This window comes from Geobacter sp. AOG1 (assembly GCF_019972315.1).
GTDB lineage: Bacteria > Desulfobacterota > Desulfuromonadia > Geobacterales > Geobacteraceae > Geomobilimonas.
In genome coordinates this window covers 3,541,700-3,556,844 of sequence record NZ_BLIZ01000001.1, presented here as the reverse complement: position 1 = coordinate 3,556,844, position 15,145 = coordinate 3,541,700, and the positions used below count along the sequence as shown (strand labels likewise).

At 58.0% G+C, this 15,145-nt stretch carries 19 protein-coding genes; 7 read left to right on the top strand and 12 right to left on the bottom strand.

The window, feature by feature from the left end; translation table 11 throughout:
* Window positions 1-63 precede the first annotated feature (63 nt).
* Window positions 64-450: a glutaredoxin domain-containing protein gene (locus LDN04_RS16300; RefSeq protein WP_223913104.1), complete on the bottom strand. Its 387-nt coding sequence runs from the start codon at window positions 448-450 to the stop codon at window positions 64-66.
* Window positions 451-473: 23 nt separating this feature from the next.
* Window positions 474-869, bottom strand: coding sequence for a S41 family peptidase (locus tag LDN04_RS16295; protein ID WP_223913102.1), 396 nt, complete (start codon window positions 867-869; stop codon window positions 474-476).
* Window positions 870-992: 123 nt separating this feature from the next.
* Here LDN04_RS16295 and asnS point away from each other — a divergent pair, with 123 nt between their 5' ends.
* Both asnS and LDN04_RS16285 read left to right on the top strand, forming a co-directional pair.
* Window positions 993-2,378: an asparagine--tRNA ligase gene (asnS, locus tag LDN04_RS16290; protein WP_223913099.1), complete on the top strand. Its 1,386-nt coding sequence runs from the start codon at window positions 993-995 to the stop codon at window positions 2,376-2,378.
* A 48-nt stretch (window positions 2,379-2,426) separates the two neighbouring features.
* Window positions 2,427-2,702 (top strand): hypothetical protein, encoded by a 276-nt coding sequence (locus tag LDN04_RS16285; protein WP_223913097.1) that lies wholly within the window; start codon window positions 2,427-2,429, stop codon window positions 2,700-2,702.
* 174 nt (window positions 2,703-2,876) lie between these two features.
* Here LDN04_RS16285 and LDN04_RS16280 read toward each other — a convergent pair whose 3' ends face one another.
* Window positions 2,877-3,083 (bottom strand): GSU3473 family protein, encoded by a 207-nt coding sequence (locus tag LDN04_RS16280; RefSeq protein WP_223913094.1) that lies wholly within the window; start codon window positions 3,081-3,083, stop codon window positions 2,877-2,879.
* Between the two features lie 242 nt (window positions 3,084-3,325).
* Between LDN04_RS16280 and LDN04_RS16275 the strand changes: the two genes are divergently transcribed.
* Both LDN04_RS16275 and lpxC read left to right on the top strand, forming a co-directional pair.
* Window positions 3,326-4,978, top strand: coding sequence for a fatty acid--CoA ligase (locus LDN04_RS16275; RefSeq protein ID WP_223913091.1), 1,653 nt, complete (start codon window positions 3,326-3,328; stop codon window positions 4,976-4,978).
* A gap of 78 nt (window positions 4,979-5,056) precedes the next feature.
* Window positions 5,057-5,884 (top strand): UDP-3-O-acyl-N-acetylglucosamine deacetylase, encoded by an 828-nt coding sequence (gene lpxC / locus LDN04_RS16270; RefSeq protein ID WP_223913089.1) that lies wholly within the window; start codon window positions 5,057-5,059, stop codon window positions 5,882-5,884.
* Between the two features lie 88 nt (window positions 5,885-5,972).
* On the opposite strand, the gene LDN04_RS16265 is transcribed toward lpxC, so the two are convergent.
* The 3 genes from LDN04_RS16265 to LDN04_RS16255 all read right to left on the bottom strand — a co-directional run bounded on the left by LDN04_RS16265 (window position 5,973) and on the right by LDN04_RS16255 (window position 7,536).
* On the bottom strand, window positions 5,973-6,347 hold the full coding sequence (locus tag LDN04_RS16265) for a hypothetical protein (RefSeq protein ID WP_223913086.1): 375 nt from the start codon (window positions 6,345-6,347) through the stop codon (window positions 5,973-5,975).
* Window positions 6,348-6,486: 139 nt separating this feature from the next.
* Window positions 6,487-6,789, bottom strand: a complete 303-nt coding sequence (locus tag LDN04_RS16260) for a YkgJ family cysteine cluster protein (RefSeq protein ID WP_223913084.1) — start codon at window positions 6,787-6,789, stop codon at window positions 6,487-6,489.
* A gap of 36 nt (window positions 6,790-6,825) precedes the next feature.
* Window positions 6,826-7,536 (bottom strand): YkgJ family cysteine cluster protein, encoded by a 711-nt coding sequence (locus LDN04_RS16255; RefSeq protein ID WP_223913081.1) that lies wholly within the window; start codon window positions 7,534-7,536, stop codon window positions 6,826-6,828.
* A gap of 251 nt (window positions 7,537-7,787) precedes the next feature.
* Between LDN04_RS16255 and LDN04_RS16250 the strand changes: the two genes are divergently transcribed.
* Window positions 7,788-9,116, top strand: coding sequence for a DEAD/DEAH box helicase (locus tag LDN04_RS16250; protein WP_223913078.1), 1,329 nt, complete (start codon window positions 7,788-7,790; stop codon window positions 9,114-9,116).
* 167 nt (window positions 9,117-9,283) lie between these two features.
* Here LDN04_RS16250 and LDN04_RS16245 read toward each other — a convergent pair whose 3' ends face one another.
* The 3 genes from LDN04_RS16245 to LDN04_RS16235 form a co-directional block, all read right to left on the bottom strand.
* Window positions 9,284-10,006: a DUF4197 domain-containing protein gene (locus LDN04_RS16245; RefSeq protein WP_223913074.1), complete on the bottom strand. Its 723-nt coding sequence runs from the start codon at window positions 10,004-10,006 to the stop codon at window positions 9,284-9,286.
* Between the two features lie 57 nt (window positions 10,007-10,063).
* Window positions 10,064-11,167, bottom strand: a complete 1,104-nt coding sequence (locus tag LDN04_RS16240) for a phosphotransacetylase family protein (RefSeq protein WP_223913071.1) — start codon at window positions 11,165-11,167, stop codon at window positions 10,064-10,066.
* 112 nt (window positions 11,168-11,279) lie between these two features.
* The gene (locus tag LDN04_RS16235; protein WP_223913068.1) at window positions 11,280-11,729 is read right to left on the bottom strand and encodes a hypothetical protein; all 450 of its coding nucleotides are present in this window, start codon (window positions 11,727-11,729) and stop codon (window positions 11,280-11,282) included.
* A gap of 228 nt (window positions 11,730-11,957) precedes the next feature.
* On the opposite strand from LDN04_RS16235, the gene LDN04_RS16230 reads away from it, so the two are divergent.
* Entirely contained in the window at window positions 11,958-12,155 is a 198-nt protein-coding gene (locus LDN04_RS16230) for a hypothetical protein (RefSeq protein ID WP_223913065.1), read from the top strand.
* A gap of 88 nt (window positions 12,156-12,243) precedes the next feature.
* Here the strand turns inward: LDN04_RS16230 and LDN04_RS16225 are convergent, their stop codons facing one another.
* From LDN04_RS16225 to LDN04_RS16215, 3 genes are all read right to left on the bottom strand, one after another.
* A complete protein-coding gene (locus tag LDN04_RS16225; protein ID WP_223913062.1) occupies window positions 12,244-13,473 on the bottom strand; it encodes a general secretion pathway protein GspE in 1,230 nt (409 codons plus the stop codon).
* Window positions 13,474-13,613: 140 nt separating this feature from the next.
* Window positions 13,614-13,904 (bottom strand): hypothetical protein, encoded by a 291-nt coding sequence (locus tag LDN04_RS16220; protein WP_223913059.1) that lies wholly within the window; start codon window positions 13,902-13,904, stop codon window positions 13,614-13,616.
* Window positions 13,905-13,938: 34 nt separating this feature from the next.
* Window positions 13,939-14,622, bottom strand: a complete 684-nt coding sequence (locus LDN04_RS16215) for a hypothetical protein (RefSeq protein WP_223913056.1) — start codon at window positions 14,620-14,622, stop codon at window positions 13,939-13,941.
* A 222-nt stretch (window positions 14,623-14,844) separates the two neighbouring features.
* On the opposite strand from LDN04_RS16215, the gene LDN04_RS16210 reads away from it, so the two are divergent.
* Entirely contained in the window at window positions 14,845-15,126 is a 282-nt protein-coding gene (locus LDN04_RS16210; RefSeq protein WP_223913053.1) for a DUF1540 domain-containing protein, read from the top strand.
* The last annotated feature ends 19 nt before the right edge of the window (window positions 15,127-15,145 follow it).

Sequence of the window (15,145 nt, the reverse complement as noted above, 5' to 3'; positions counted from 1 at the left end):
AGAGACGAAAAAAGGGAGCCCGTATAGGCTCCCTTTTTGATTTCCGTGTCACAAGCCGGATAATCAATTTTTTTTCTTCTGCTGCACCTCGTTGATCGCCTTCTCAAAAATCCCCTGATCGAATCCTTTCAGCACCTTGTCGTCATTGCCGATGACGATGACCGGCACCCCCTGGCTTCGGTACTTCCCCGTCAGGTCCTCCATCGCGGAGTCGTCCAATTCCACGTCCCGGTTGATGAAGGGGATGTTGTTCCTGGTGAAGTATTCCTTGGCCTTCTTGCAGTGGGGGCACCACGAGGTGGAGTAGAGGACGACCTTAGGGTAGCTTGTGGCCTGGGGGGTGACGGCCTTGAGGGGGCTCTGGGGCGCCTCAGCCGCCGCAGCGGCGAACCCGGCAAGGGTAAGAATACAAAGGGTGACGATGGCGGTGAGACGGATCACTCCGAACATATGTGCCTCCTTATGGCAAGGGGTTACGGGGAAACCTGCGAGGTTTTTCCCCCTTTGGGGAGTACCAGTTGGCGCCGGATGAGCTCAAATGCAAGCGGTTTGGACATCCCCGGCCGGCGGACCCGGAGGGCCACCTTGGTGCCGGCCTGGCCTCGCAGGCGGTAATTCACCATCTGCGAGAAATTGCTCCCCTTGGTCGGTTTCCCATCGATATGGGTAATGATGTCGCCGATCTTGATCCCTGCCAGATGGGCCGGTCCACCGGTGACGAGCTGTCTGACCACGATCTGGCCATCTGTCCACGGGGCGCCGTCGATGCCGACACCCCCGAAGTTGCCGGCGGAATTACCGGCCAGTGCCGGCGTCAGCAAGGTCAGGACAAGGAAGAGCGCGTATGTGCAGAGTCTTGGCAGAAACACGACAAAACTATACCCCATGGGGGAGGGGAGGTCAAAATAAAATCAACTCCCCAACTATGCTTTGGCGCCGGGCGCCTGCTGTGCTAAAATTACTGCCAGATGCCAGTCAGGGGGAAGAGTCGGATGGAGAAACGAGTAAGAATCCGGGAGATACTTTCTGCCAGCGAAGCGGGAGTGGAAGCGGTCATCAAGGGGTGGGCGCGGACTGTGCGGGTGGGGAAGGATGTGGCCTTCATCGCGCTCAACGACGGCTCGTGCATGGCCAGCCTGCAGGTGGTGGCAGGGCCTGATCTTCCCAACTACGCTGAAGTGGCCCGGCTCGGCACCGGCAGCGCTTTGGTGGTGACCGGACTGCTCGTGGAGTCGCCGGCCGCTGGCCAGCGGTTGGAGTTGCAGGCACGATGCGTGGAGATCGTCGGCCCGGCTGACGAGAGCTACCCGATGCAGAAGAAGCGTCACAGCTTCGAGTACCTGCGGACGGTTGCCCACCTCCGTCCCCGCACCAATACCTTCGGCGCCGTGTTCCGGGTCCGTTCCATGCTTGCCCAGGCGGTGCACCGCTTCTTTGCCGAGAAGGGATTTCTCTACGTCCATACGCCGATCATCACGGGGAACGACTGTGAAGGGGCGGGGGAACTGTTTCGGGTTACCACCCTCGACATGGCACGCCCGCCGCTGGTGAACGGCGACGTGGACTACGCCGCCGATTTCTTTGGCCAGGCGACGGGGCTCACGGTGAGCGGCCAGTTGGAAGGGGAGCTGTTTTCCCTCGCATTCGGTGATATCTATACCTTCGGTCCCACCTTCCGGGCGGAAAATTCCAACACTGCCCGTCACGCCGCCGAATTCTGGATGATCGAGCCGGAGATGGCTTTTGCCGACCTGATGGCCGACGCCGCCCTGGCGGAGGAATTTTTCCGGTACCTCTGTCGCTTCGTGCTCGATCATTGCCAGGAGGATATGGCCTTTTTCAACGAGCAGATCGACCGGGGACTCGTCCCCCGCATCGAGGCGGTTGCGGCTTCCCCGTTTGCCATAATGGAGTATACCGAGGCCATCGGCCACCTGAAAAAGGCGAAGGTCAGCTTCGAATTTCCGGTGGAATGGGGACTCGATCTCCAGTCGGAGCACGAGCGCTACCTCACCGAGCAGGTGGTGGGAGCGCCGGTCTTTGTCATCAATTACCCTAAAGAGATCAAGGCGTTCTACATGCGGCAGAACGACGACGGGCGGACCGTGGCAGCCATGGACCTGCTGGTCCCCAAGGTAGGGGAGATCATTGGCGGGAGCCAGCGGGAAGAGCGTCTCGACCTCCTTGAAGCGAGGATGGCCGAAGCGGGAATCGACCCTGCCGGCCTCTGGTGGTACCTGGATTCCCGCCGCTGGGGTTCCTGTCCCCATGCCGGCTTCGGTCTCGGCTTCGAGCGACTCATCATGTACCTGACAGGGATGGAGAACATCCGGGATGTAGTGCCGTTCCCCCGGACACCGCGCCATGCGGAGTTTTAGGGATAGCAAGGAGAGGGTCATGCTTTATGGATATAAGGAGGGAAAGCTATGTCCGGCTATGTGAAGCCTGAATTCGTGGTGCTGCTTATTATGATGGTGCCCGGTGCCGTCGGGGGGTGGCTTGCCGCCAACCGGGCCCGGAACGTGATCGGCTGGTGCCTGCTGTGCGCCCTCTTCCCGGTATTCCTCCTGGTCATCTATTTCCACAAGCCGCTGCGGGAGGTGCCGGGTAAGTTCCGTCAGTGTCCCAATTGCCGGGAATTTCTCAAATGGCGGGATACTGTTTGCAAGTACTGCAATACTGAGCAGCCGTCCGGCAGTTGAACATCGGGAGAGGGTGACACAACAACGGCCCCGATCCTTATGGAATGGGGCCGTTTCTTGTGCATGAGCGGGCAGGCGATGAAGAACAAGTCTGACCGCAACGGAATCAGTCGATGTCGTGATTCCGGCGGGAACATGCCGATGGATGTACCGGTATGAGCGACCGTACAGACCTCAGGCCGCCCCTCTTTCTAAATGCCGGCGACGGTCCTGTTCGCGGTATGTCGCCTGGCGCCGCACGCGAACCGGGTCGACCCCGACGGTCACCCAGCCGCTGGAACGCTGAAATTTCACGACCTCGCCCCTATCGATCAGGTCATCCAGCTGGTACTCCTTGACCATGTCGTGGCGACTGTCGGCTCGAATTACCCGAATTAACATGGCACATCCCTCCTTGCCGGCGCTTTTTCGGACGTTGTTGAACCTCTATATTATAATCGATCAATGCAATTTGTCAGCATTATTTTTTTGCTGCGAGGAGATTGTCGAAGGATATGACGTTATCGATGGTCGAGGGAATCGGAGAATTTTTTGTTCTCAAATTCACCGATTCGGGGTATTGTACGGCTTACAAACGGCCTTCAACGGGTCATTCGACTTAATTCAAAAAGGAACCAGCATTCATGACGGACAACCTTATTCCGAGCACCGATTCGGCGTATAGCTATCCGCTTCTCATCAAGAACCTTCTTCATGCGCCATTGGTAAGTGCGCCCGATCAGGAGATCGTCTACCGGGGGGACCGCCGTTTTTCCTACCGGGAGTTTGGCGAAAGGGTTCGTCGGCTGGCAAGCGCCCTCACCGCTCTCGGTGTGAAAGCGGGGGATACGGTGGCGGTGATGGACTGGGACAGTCACCGTTACCTGGAATGCTTCTTTGCCGTACCGATGATCGGCGCCGTCCTGCACACCATCAACGTCCGGCTTTCGCCTGAGCAGATACTCTACACCATCGATCATGCCGAGGACGACATCCTGCTCATCAACAGCGAGTTCCTCCCCATCCTCGACCAGATCAGGGGGCGAATCGATGCGGTAAAGCATTTCGTGCTACTCCACGACGATGGTCCTGTGCCCGACAGCCATGTCACCTTTTCCGGCGAATACGAGTCGCTCCTGGCTGCCGCCTCGACCGACTACCTCTTCCCCGATTTCGACGAGAACACCCGCGCCACCACCTTCTACACCACGGGTACAACCGGCTTTCCTAAAGGTGTTTATTTCAGTCATCGCCAGCTTGTGCTCCATACCCTGGGAGTTCTTGCCGCCTTGAGTACGCCGGCGGTGCAGGGGCGCCTTCACCGGGACGACGTGTATATGCCGATCACCCCGATGTTCCATGTGCATGCGTGGGGGCTTCCCTACATAGCGACAATCATGGGACTCAAGCAGGTCTACCCCGGGCGGTACATGCCCGATCATCTGCTGGGGCTCATCGACCGGGAGAAGGTCACTTTTTCCCACTGCGTGCCGACCATTCTCCATATGCTCCTCAAGTCTCCCCTGAGCCGCACGATCGATCTTTCCCGCTGGAAAGTGATCATTGGGGGTGCGGTCATGACTAAGGCGCTCTGTCTCGAAGCCATGCAACTGGGGATCGACCTGTTTACCGGGTATGGCATGTCCGAGACCTGCCCGATTCTTACCCTGGCCCACCTGAAGCCCGACATGCTGGACGAGTCGCCGGAGATGCAGGCCGACATCCGCTGCAAGACCGGGCTCCCCCTGCCGTTGGTGGACCTGAGGGTGGTAAGCGACGGGATGGAGGACGTTTCCCGCGACGGCAGAAGCACTGGAGAGATCGTGGTCCGTGCCCCCTGGCTGACCCTGGGATATCTGAAGGATCACAAGAATTCGGAGAAACTTTGGGAGGGAGGCTATCTCCATACGAACGATGTCGCCACCATTGATCCCCATGGGTATGTCAAGATTACCGACCGGACCAAGGATGTCATCAAGGTCGCCGGCGAGTGGCTCTCCTCCCTGGAACTGGAGGACATTCTCCTCCATCATCCGGCGGTCGGCGAGGTTGCGGTTATCGGCCAACAAGACGAGAAGTGGGGTGAGCGCCCCCTGGCGCTGGTGGTCCCAAAAGCCGGTGTGACGGCATCGGCCACGGAAAAAGATATCCAGCAGCATATGCGGGGGTACGCCGACAAGGGGTTGATATCCAAGCAGGTAGTGCTGCTTCGCGTCCGATTCGTCGAGACCATCGACAAGACCAGTGTCGGCAAGATCAACAAGGTTGCCCTGCGGGAGAAGTATCTGGCAGGCTGAAACCCATTAACCGCGGGGCCATAGAGGCCTCGAGGACAAGTGTAAAAGGCTTCTGATCAAAGGACACCATAGACAATTATGATAAAGCGACAGACTACCATTAACCGTATCTTCAAGCTAGCCGGCATCGGTCTCCATACCGGTCGGGAAGTGACCTTGGAGTTCCTCCCCCGCAGGGAGCCCGGCATCGCCTTCGTCCATAACGGCCGCCTCATCCCTGCCCGGTACGACATGGTGGCCGATACCCGCCTCTCTACCCAGATCGCCGAAAACGGCGCGTCAGTTGCAACCATAGAGCATCTGATGGCGGCGTTCTACTTCTCAGGCATCACCAATTGCCTGGTCTATATCGACGGCCCCGAGGTGCCGATCATGGATGGCTCTGCCTGGGAGTTCTACCACGAACTCTGGCGGGCGGGGGTGTACGAGTTTCCCGAGACGGGTGTCTATTTGAAGGTGCTGCGTCCCGTAGAGGTCAGGAACAACGATGCCTATGTCAGGGTGAAACCCCTCAACACCTTTGACATTACCATGACCATCGAGTTCCGGCCACCGGTGGGGCGGCAGAAAAAGCGGGTCATGGACGTGGAGAATGCCATCTCCATCATCAATTCTCGCACCTTCGGCTTCCTTGAGGAGCTGGAGGCGATCCAGAAGGCTGGGCTTGCCAAAGGGGCGTCACTGGATAATGCCGTGGCGATCGGTGAGGATTCCATCGTCAATCCCCAGGGACTCCGCTACAAAAAAGAACTCGTGAACCACAAAATTCTCGACATGATCGGCGATTTCTACACGTGTGGCTACCGGATGCTCGGACGGGTGGAGGCGCACAAGACGGGGCATTACCTCAATAACCTGCTGCTCAGGGAGATCTTTTCGGACCCGGACAATTACGCAATCTATTAACCGGCAAATGACCGGAAAATGGCATTAAAAAACCCCCGCCTGAAAAGACGGGGGTTTTTCGTTAGTCCGAAGCCGCGGGCCGCAGTCGTCACTCAGGCACCACGATGCCGGTAATGTAGTACTCAGTTTCGCCAAAGCATCGTGTCGGGACCCCTTTGTGCTGTTCGTAATGGAGAACCACCCGTTTTCCCATGGAACGGTTGATCTGTTCGGCAACCGCATCGCTGCGGACGCTGAATATGAATTTCTCGGGGATTGATCCCGGTACGGGAACCATGGCCAGTTCCCCTTCCCACGTCTTGCAGAGCCACCCCTTGTGTGAGAACTTCTGGATGTACCCCGCTCTTTCTCCACTGGAAAAGCTCCAGGCAAGCGTCAGCCAGGTATAGCCGGCACCTGCGCCGATTACCAGTAGCAAGACGATGAGGCACCAGAGGAATATCTTTGATTTCTTGATGGGCATGGGGATATGCTCCTTCTGCGTCAGGCATGGTTAGATTCATTGGTAAGGCTTGCTGAAACAGGATTCACGAGTGGAAGATACCCCTTTCTTCACGTCGGGTCAAGGGGGAAGCGGTGAGAATGCTTAGTCAAACCCAGAATTATTCTTCTGAGCAGATGAAGCGACGGCAGATGTCCGGGCGATCCTCGTAGATGGTGCATCTCCCCTGGACGAGGAACTCGCAGCCGTTTTCGATGATCAGCTTGTGGTGTCCGGTGAGGGAGAAGTGGAGACGGTTTGCGCCGAGGGCGAGCAGCCGCTCGTACTCTTGCCAGGTAAGCTCTACTGCGGGAAAGGAGCGACAGCAGGCGCCGTCGCATCCCCTACAGCGGTCGGGATTGTCGGCCGGCCGGTCGAGAAGGGCGCCGTGAAGTCTTGTTTTCGAGCGTTCACGCCAGAGCATGTCAGCCTCCGTACGATTCAGACCCGACCAGACGGGTCACTTCCTGTCGACTGTTACGAGGAAGGGGTTGAGGAGGCCGTTCTGGTCGAGAAAGCTTGTGGTTGTCCCAATCCCTTGGGGTATGATCCTGCTCAGGTGATGTTCCCGTTCCAGGTGGACGAGAAAGGGGAGGTTGCCGTAGAGGGAAAATCCGAACCGACTGGCCATATTTTCGGCGGTTTCGGTTTCCAGTGCCCGGCCCCGATCCTGGGTCGCGGCAACGTAGTGCAGGGGGAAGGAGGTGACGTTCCGGTCGAGACTCTCGACAAAGGCACGCTTTTCCTCCGACGACAGTTCGGCGAAATCGAGACCGCACCAGCGGCTTTCCCTGGTGGAAAGGAGGGCCCGGCAGGAGAAGGGTCGCTCCTGGTAGATGCCGCAGCTGCAATCATCGTCGAGGAACGGGCAGTAGCCGATCCTCTGCCGATGCATCCTGAGATAGGACTTCAGGTCGGCAATCTCACGAACGTTTGTCAAGAGGCGGTCCGTGTGTTCCCGAACCTTGGCGGACTGGAGTGCGGAGAGGGATGCGGAGATACGAAGGGCTTCGGGAAAGGTGCAGTTGACCGCCAGGGTGCAGCAGTTACTGCACCCCTTGCCGCAGAATAGCTTTCCTCCCTGCCGCGTGTATCTGTCGATCCACGACGCGACTTCACTGTCGAAGAGAGCTTGCTGCTCACGTACCGCGTCGGTAAGGTGCCGCCACATGGAGTGCCTCTCCCTGAAGGAATTGGTGGGATGGGGGAAAGAGTAACCGGTTCGGCCGCGGAGGTCAAGGGGTATGCATCTATCCCCCCATACTGGCACCATACTGACGTTATTCTCCTTGACAGGGGTTCCCCAAAACTGCTAGGGTCATTACTACTACAAGCGGTTCCCGGATAAACAACGAAATCATCGTAAGCCCCGGAATATCTCCGGGGCTTTTTTCTTGCGGAACACAGAAAGAAGGAAACCAGATGCACTTCAAGAAATTCAACCTCCATCCCCACGTGACAGCCGGCGTTACGGCGGCGGGCTACGTGGAGCCTACACCGATCCAGACCCAGGCGATCCCATCCGTCATGGAAGGGCGCGACGTCATGGGACTCGCCCAGACCGGCACCGGAAAGACCGCTGCCTTCGCACTCCCGATCCTGCATCGTCTCATGCAAGGGGACCGCGGCCATGTCCGCGCCCTCGTCATCGCCCCCACCCGCGAACTGGCGGAGCAGATACATGAGTCCATCATCGCCCTGGGGAAGCAGACCCGCATCCGGAGCGTCACCGTCTACGGCGGTGTCAACATCAATCCCCAGATTGACAAGCTGAAACGGGGGGTCGAGGTGGTCGTCGCCTGTCCCGGAAGGCTCCTGGATCACATCGGCCAGGGGACCATCGACCTCTCCCGGCTGGAAGTGCTGGTCCTGGACGAGGCAGACCAGATGTTCGACATGGGGTTTTTCCCCGACATCCGGCGCATCCTCAAGCAGCTTCCCCCAAAGCGGCAGACCCTCCTTTTCTCTGCCACCATGCCCGATGAGATACGCAAGCTTGCCCACGAGGTCTTGAACGACCCGGTCACCGTCCAGGTGGGGAACACCGCTCCCCCGGTCACCGTCAGTCATGCCCTCTACCCGGTAGAACAGCACCTCAAGACCCCCCTGCTCCTGGAGCTTCTCCATCATACCGATACCGAATCGGTACTCATCTTCACCCGGACCAAGCACCGTGCCAAGCGCCTGGGGGAGCAACTGGAGAAGGCCGGTTACAAGGCTGCCTCGCTCCAGGGGAACCTGTCCCAGAACCGGCGTCAGGCAGCGCTCGACGGGTTCCGCGACGGCACCTTCCAGGTCCTCGTTGCCACTGATATTGCCGCACGGGGAATCGACGTTTCCCAGGTTTCCCATGTCATCAACTACGACATACCCGATACCGCAGAGGCCTATGTCCACCGCATCGGCCGGACCGGACGTGCTGCCAAAAGCGGCGACGCATTTACCCTGGTGACCAGTGAAGACGGCGTGATGGTGCGTACCATCGAACGGAAGCTGAATGCTTCTATCGAGCGCCGGACGGTGGAAGGTTTCGATTACAAGGTTCCCGCCCCCCGCAAGGATGCCGAGTTCGCCCGTCCGCCGCGACAGCCGATGCCGGGCCGCAAACCGCAGGGGGACAAGAAAAACGGCCCTCGCGGCGGGACTTCTCCTAAAACGGATGGTGGCAAATCCCATGCGCCTGGCCGGGGGGGACAGCAGCCGGGAGCGCCATCCCGGACCCACGTCAACCGGTCGCGACGGGGCAACTGACGCACGGTCGAAAACAGAAGAAAAAAGAAGGGGAGAGCCAAGGTGGCCACTCCCCTTTTTTTATGCATCGGGACGAAACAGTGTCACTCCTTCTGGTGTCTGGCAGGCTGGAAAAGTCTCACCAAGGACCAGTGAGCTTATCGTCGACTAATCTGGTACTGTTGCGGTTATTTCCCGAACACCTTCCTCAGTAGTTCGGTTGCTCTGGCAGCGGGGTCCGTCCGGATCTTTTTCTCTTCTTCCCCCAGCATGGTGAAGAGCCCGTCCACCGCTTTGGTCGCCACGTAGCTGTCTATGTCGAACGATGTGCCGGTCACGAAGGGGAGCGCCCCGTAATTGGTCATCATCCCCTTGTAGGCGCGGGTGGCACCGACCTGGTTCATGCTGTCGGCGATGACCGGTTTGAAGGCGGCCTGGATTTTTGCGCCGGTTTTACTCTTGAAATAGTCGGTTGCCGCCGTATTTCCTCCCTGGAGAATGGTCCGCGCATCGGTAAAGGTCATCTCCCTGAGAGCGCCGACAAAGTATTCCGTCGCCATGGGGGCGGCTTTTTCCGCTGCCCGGTTCATCCCCAGAACGACTTCGTCCACCTGGTGCTGAAATCCCATCTTGCCGAGCAGGTCGGCGACGTTGCGGATTTTTTCCGGCATGAGAATCTTGATCGCCTGGTTGCCGAAATATCCGTCGGGTTGTGCCACCGCCTTGACTGCCCGGTCGGTGCCGGTGGAAAGTGCCTCCTTGAGTCCCTTGACGATCGTTGCGTCATCAAGACCGGTCTGCTGTAGGGAAGGAAGACCGAGCCCCTTGGACAGGTCGTCCAGGAAACCCGCCTGGCAGCCGGTGACCATCAGAAGCAAGGAAAAGAAGCTGATGAAAAGTGAACGTTGCATGGTGATCCTCCTTGGTGGTGAAGTCCTGAAGGACAGAGGCTTGTCTGTATAACGTTCTTATGTTGGGTCGAAGAGGGCGTCCAGGGTGTCGAAGTCGAATGCCATGTCGGCCAGGTTTTGCACAAGGGAGATTTTTTCCGTATCCTCGGCGGTCAGCTTGGAGACATCCTCGGTGATGAGCCGGTGCAGTTCGGCGGTGGTATGGCTTTGGGTGCGCAGGTAGGGGATATTGCTCCGGTCGAGAATCTGCTGGGTGATTTTGCCGACGGGAATGATTCCCGGGATGACCAGCCCCACGATTTTTTCGCGGTATTCGGGGATATGGTAGAGGTTGGCCAGGGTCACCAGCAGTTCGTCACGGCTGCTGGTGACGATGAGGAGTGACGAGTCCTTCAGAAGCTCCGCGACCCTCTGGGTGGATGCGGCACCGATCTGGACGTGGTTGATGATACGCCGGGCATCGCGCATGTTGCCATTAAGGGGGAGATCGAGGAGCACGGAAACGCGGTGGAGTGTCGGGTTGGCCAGAACGGGCTGATAATCGAAACCCGCGAGGACTTTAAACGGTTCTCCGGCAAATGCCCGGCGCAGGTAGTCGATGGTTCGGTCGCGTTTTTCGGGTATCAGCTTGTTGGCCAGGATGGCCCGTACCTCAACCCCTTCCCTTTCGAAGAGGGCCAGGTTCGCATGGACGGCATCCACCACATTGCCGATGCCGCCGCCGGTCACCATCAGTACCGGTGCATCGAGCATCCGGGCTATACGCGCGTTGGACATCCCGATGACCGAACCGACCCCCACATGCCCCGATCCCTCGATGATGAGAAAGTCGCACTTTTCTTCCAGCTCGGAGCAGGCATCCATGATCTGTTGTTGCAGGTATCTGACAGGCAGTTCGCCATCGATGGCTTTTCTGGTGGAGTCGGCGTGAAGGACCACCGGCGACATGAGGGGCAGGTCCTTTTCCAGCCCGAACACCTGGGCCATGAGGGCTGCATCCTTGTCGACTTCGACCTGGTTCATGACGGTTGGCTTTGGGCCGAGGGGCTTGATAAAGCCGACCCGACGGTATTTTTTTCGGGCCAGGTGCAGCAGGAACAGACTTGTCGTTGTTTTACCGATATTCTGGCCGGTTGCGGCAATGAAAATTTTTCGGGCCATGACGTCCACCTGTCTTGCTGAGAGCAATTTCCCAAGATAATGAAACAAGGGGGCAGGCTACCCACAACATGTAACCTGTCCCCCCTTGTAAATGTAGATCTGTTGAAAGGGGCTACTTGTTGTGTCCTTTTCCCTTCCCTTTCCCACGGCCATTACCTTGGTCCGGCTGATTGCCCGGCTGGCCATTGAGGACGAAATCACCCCGCTTGAGGGCATGGAACTCGGGGGACCCCGGTTTTATCCCCAGGCTTTGAGCGATTACTCCCCACCCTTTCCCTTTTTTGGATTGATAGACCTGCATGACTCTCTCGGGGGGGACGTTTGCCATCTGTCCGAGCTGGTAGACCATGAAGGCATCGGCAGGGTCTTTCACTGAGCCGATAACGGCGCTTACCTGGGCACCGGGGATGCCGAACTGGGCACTCAGCCTGCCGGAGAAGCCGGAGAGGTCGGCCCTGGCCTGGACATTCAGGCTGGAGAGGAAACTGTCGAGTCCGCCTCCTCCGACTGCCGCGCCGGAGAATGCCAGGACCGCCAGTGCTGCAAGAAGGAATCTTTTCATGCGGTTCTCCTTAATGAAGTGTTTATGGCTGGATGCCACGGAAAAAGATTAGGGGAGGAACAGTGGAGAGTCAAGGAGAAAAAACATGAAACGTGGCAGCTCGTTGCCTTCCGGACGATACCCCAACACTGCACTGCCAGTTGTTGAAAAGGAAAACTGTTTTCAAAAACCAGGAGCTTCTGTTATGATGTAATCATCGAAGAAGATGTGGAAAGGGGGGTCAAACCCATGAGAACCACTGATTATGACAGAGTATGTTACCTGACCGAGCAGAGGGACGAACGGGTTCCTGTGAGAAATCTGCGGACCGGGCAGATCGGTTATACATTCGGATGTACCCAGGAAGGTGCGACTGTCCAGGTAAAGCTGGAGAATGGCGAACTGGATTCGTGGGGGAGGGAAGAGTGTAGTGAAGTGACCCACTGAATCTGCGATGGGGGAGTTAAAGGGAAAGGGGGAGAGGCGACAAGACCCTTCCCCCTTGTTGTACAGGGACTTGGCCGCGGAATGATGTTCAGAGCATGAGAATCTTGTCGCGGAATATCAGTATCTCCAATGCCAGGGTCGCCTTGGTCAGGAGTTTCTGAAGATCGGGGACCATCGCGCTCAGGTCTTCCCCTTCGGCATAGATGATGTTCACCAGCCGTCCACCGATGAGAATCGGCATGAGCAGCACTGCTGTCGGCTGGCCGCCGCCGAGTGCATCATTAAGCAGGTGGTTGATGGGTGTCTCTTGCAACGGTCCGAGGTAAACGCCTGCGCTGTCGGCGACGGTCTTCAGGACGGACGGCTCGTTGAGGGGCAAATGCAGCTTGTCGAGTCCGGTGATGGTCAACTGCCGGTCAAACCCCATCCAGAAGGTCGCCGTATGGTTCTTGATCCGGAAGAGCGCTACCCGCTTCAGCTTGCTCCCCAACTCGGTCACCAGCAGATCGGCGATATCCTCGCTGCTCTCGGCGTAGGCGAGCCCCTTAGAAACCGCATCCGGCTCGAACCGGCGAATCTGTTCCGACCACGCGCCCTCTTCGACGATTTCAAGATCTTCCAGGTACTCTTCCGGTTCATCCTGTTCTTCCTGTTCTTCCTGTTCCATCTCCTGTGGTGAGGAAGTTACAGGGGATGGAGGCGGTGCTTGCTTCGGCGGCGGTTGCACCGCAGGTTCCGGAGCGGTCGCTGCCGGCTTCTGACCCTGCTCCGCCGGGACAGTGGAAGGTGGCTCCGGAGCGATTGCGACCGGTTTTGCCGGTTGGGCTGCGGCTGCCGCCTGTTTCTTCACGTCGATGATTTCAATGATGTGCTGATAGCGGGGGGGCATGTCCGCCTGGTAATACTTGCTGAGAGCCTGGGCGAGCCTTACCTCGGGGGTTATGAGGGGGCGGATGATGAAGCCGGTAATGAAACCGATCTCGTCGATGGCCTTCAGGTCGGCTGGGTCCGACATGACCAGACTGAGACGCTTTTTTTCGAGTTTAAGGGGGATGACGCCATATTTGATGGCCAGGTCGCGGGGGAGCAGGTCAATGGTCTCCTGGGGGATGGTCAGGAGTTGTCGGGGGGATACGTACGGCACGGCGAGCTTGTCGCTCAGAAAACGTGCCAGTTCTTCTTCGCTGATGTATCCCAGTTCGATGAGACTGGTTCCGATCTTGCCACCGAAGATGACGCGGTTTTTCAGCGCGTCATCGAATTGCACACGGTTTATGAGACCTGCATTGAGCAGCATGTCGAGCAGTGTGATTGCCACGTGATGCCTCCTTGGGGTCGTCGGCGGACGTCAGGATTTTGAACTCGCATACTATATCACGACGAGATTATCACGACGACATATTTTCAACGTCGACGGAGTGGGTCCTGCCGGCTGCCTTTCCAGCGAACTGCCGTCCTCTAGGTTCTTGGTTCGGTCCTGGTAATCATGCTGAGATGGTCGAGCCCCAGCAGTTCCTTCGCATCATGCATCGCCGCGGCGTAGCCATCTTTGCAGTTGAGCAGGATCCCGTTCGGGGTGCCGTCCTCCTGCCACGGCCATCCGGTTCTGACCAGCATGAGCAGGACCAGTTCAAGTTCATCCCGTCTCTTCCTGAGACCGGCCATCTCTTCCACCGCTTGGGAGAGGAGCGTCCGGTCCACGCGGCCATCCTCTCCGCATGCTTTCAACCGTTCCAGAACGTCCGGCATGGCAGTTCCTTTCCTTGAGCCCGACCCTTACGCCTTATTCTTCTACGTTCCGCTTCTCGTAGGTAGGCCAGAAATCGCCGTTGAGTGCCCTCACCAGTGCCGCGAGTATCTGGTCCTGCTTCTCGCGGGGGTAGTGATAGCCGGCACTGACGCTCCCGTTGCTGCCAAGACTCATCCCTCCAACGGTCCAGTTCCCCCAGGACGAGTTGCTCCAGGTGGTGGCGCCACTGGCGGTTTCCCAGAGCCTGGCGCTCATCCGGCCGTCGACCTTGGCCTTCACTCCGGCCGCGAGAGATTTCAGGTCGGTGGAAAACTTGACATCGGGTTGGGGGTCCGTCAAATCGACGGTTCCGGTTATCACCGCCGCCACGCCATAATGGTCGCCGATGGCCTTGACGGCTTTGAAGTCGAGAACGTCGTATCCAGCGTCCTTCAGTACGCTTGGCTGGCTGCCGAGCTCCAGAATCCGGACCCCCGACTGCGCCGCGTGGAGATTGTTGATGAATTTCTTGGTGGCGTCTGCTCCCAGTCCCGGCGGCCGTGAAACGAATTCGATCACACCGATGGCTGGGTAGTTTGCCAGCTCGACGTGGGGAGGAATGGTGACCGTTATCGTCCGGGCACAGCCGAAGAGGGTCACTACTGCCACCGCCAGGGCCGGTAAACGCAGCCAGCGCATCAATAAAAAGATCTGTAACGAAGGCCATGCCATCTTCATGGGTTTGCTCCTCACGTGAAAATATATGGTGATGTGTTAGCAGGATTTTTGTGTAAATGCAAGTGGGGAACCCGATGCGTTGCCACGCTTCCTGAGACCATGTTCGTTGAGAGTCTCGCAGCGCCGCTTGAGCGGGCTATTGACAATTGACCGGATGGTGGTTAAATCGGAACTGGGAAGGGGTGGCGGCAAGAAATGGGAGATACGTATATGGCCATGAAGATGTCGAAAATTACCGCGTGTGACGTAACGGATTGTTCATATAATCAAAAGCAGCAGTGCCATGCCCTTGCCATTACGGTGGGAGGCCCCGAGCCGTGCGCATGCTGCGATACCTATCTGCATGCCGCTGCAAAGGGGGGCGTTGCTGACATGACCGGCAGCGTGGGCGCGTGCAAGGTTGATTCCTGCTCGTACAATACTTCCTTCGAATGTTCCGCATCCACCATCAAGGTCGGACTGCATCAGGGCCATGCCGATTGCGCGACATTTAAAGCCAGGTGACCATGGACGGTGAAGCAGT

Coding starts and splice junctions, on each gene's coding strand:
- LDN04_RS16260 (WP_223913084.1), bottom strand. CDS start 6,789: ATGCTCTGGCGTGAACGCTCGAAAACAAGACTTCACGGCGCCCTTCTC.
- LDN04_RS16255 (WP_223913081.1), bottom strand. CDS start 7,536: ATGTGGCGGCACCTTACCGACGCGGTACGTGAGCAGCAAGCTCTCTTC.
- LDN04_RS16215 (WP_223913056.1), bottom strand. CDS start 14,622: ATGAAGATGGCATGGCCTTCGTTACAGATCTTTTTATTGATGCGCTGG.
- LDN04_RS16265 (WP_223913086.1), bottom strand. CDS start 6,347: ATGCCCATCAAGAAATCAAAGATATTCCTCTGGTGCCTCATCGTCTTG.
- LDN04_RS16300 (WP_223913104.1), bottom strand. CDS start 450: ATGTTCGGAGTGATCCGTCTCACCGCCATCGTCACCCTTTGTATTCTT.
- LDN04_RS16285 (WP_223913097.1), top strand. CDS start 2,427: ATGTCCGGCTATGTGAAGCCTGAATTCGTGGTGCTGCTTATTATGATG.
- asnS (WP_223913099.1), top strand. CDS start 993: ATGGAGAAACGAGTAAGAATCCGGGAGATACTTTCTGCCAGCGAAGCG.
- LDN04_RS16240 (WP_223913071.1), bottom strand. CDS start 11,167: ATGGCCCGAAAAATTTTCATTGCCGCAACCGGCCAGAATATCGGTAAA.
- LDN04_RS16210 (WP_223913053.1), top strand. CDS start 14,845: ATGTCGAAAATTACCGCGTGTGACGTAACGGATTGTTCATATAATCAA.
- LDN04_RS16230 (WP_223913065.1), top strand. CDS start 11,958: ATGAGAACCACTGATTATGACAGAGTATGTTACCTGACCGAGCAGAGG.
- lpxC (WP_223913089.1), top strand. CDS start 5,057: ATGATAAAGCGACAGACTACCATTAACCGTATCTTCAAGCTAGCCGGC.
- LDN04_RS16245 (WP_223913074.1), bottom strand. CDS start 10,006: ATGCAACGTTCACTTTTCATCAGCTTCTTTTCCTTGCTTCTGATGGTC.
- LDN04_RS16220 (WP_223913059.1), bottom strand. CDS start 13,904: ATGCCGGACGTTCTGGAACGGTTGAAAGCATGCGGAGAGGATGGCCGC.
- LDN04_RS16250 (WP_223913078.1), top strand. CDS start 7,788: ATGCACTTCAAGAAATTCAACCTCCATCCCCACGTGACAGCCGGCGTT.
- LDN04_RS16235 (WP_223913068.1), bottom strand. CDS start 11,729: ATGAAAAGATTCCTTCTTGCAGCACTGGCGGTCCTGGCATTCTCCGGC.
- LDN04_RS16275 (WP_223913091.1), top strand. CDS start 3,326: ATGACGGACAACCTTATTCCGAGCACCGATTCGGCGTATAGCTATCCG.
- LDN04_RS16280 (WP_223913094.1), bottom strand. CDS start 3,083: ATGTTAATTCGGGTAATTCGAGCCGACAGTCGCCACGACATGGTCAAG.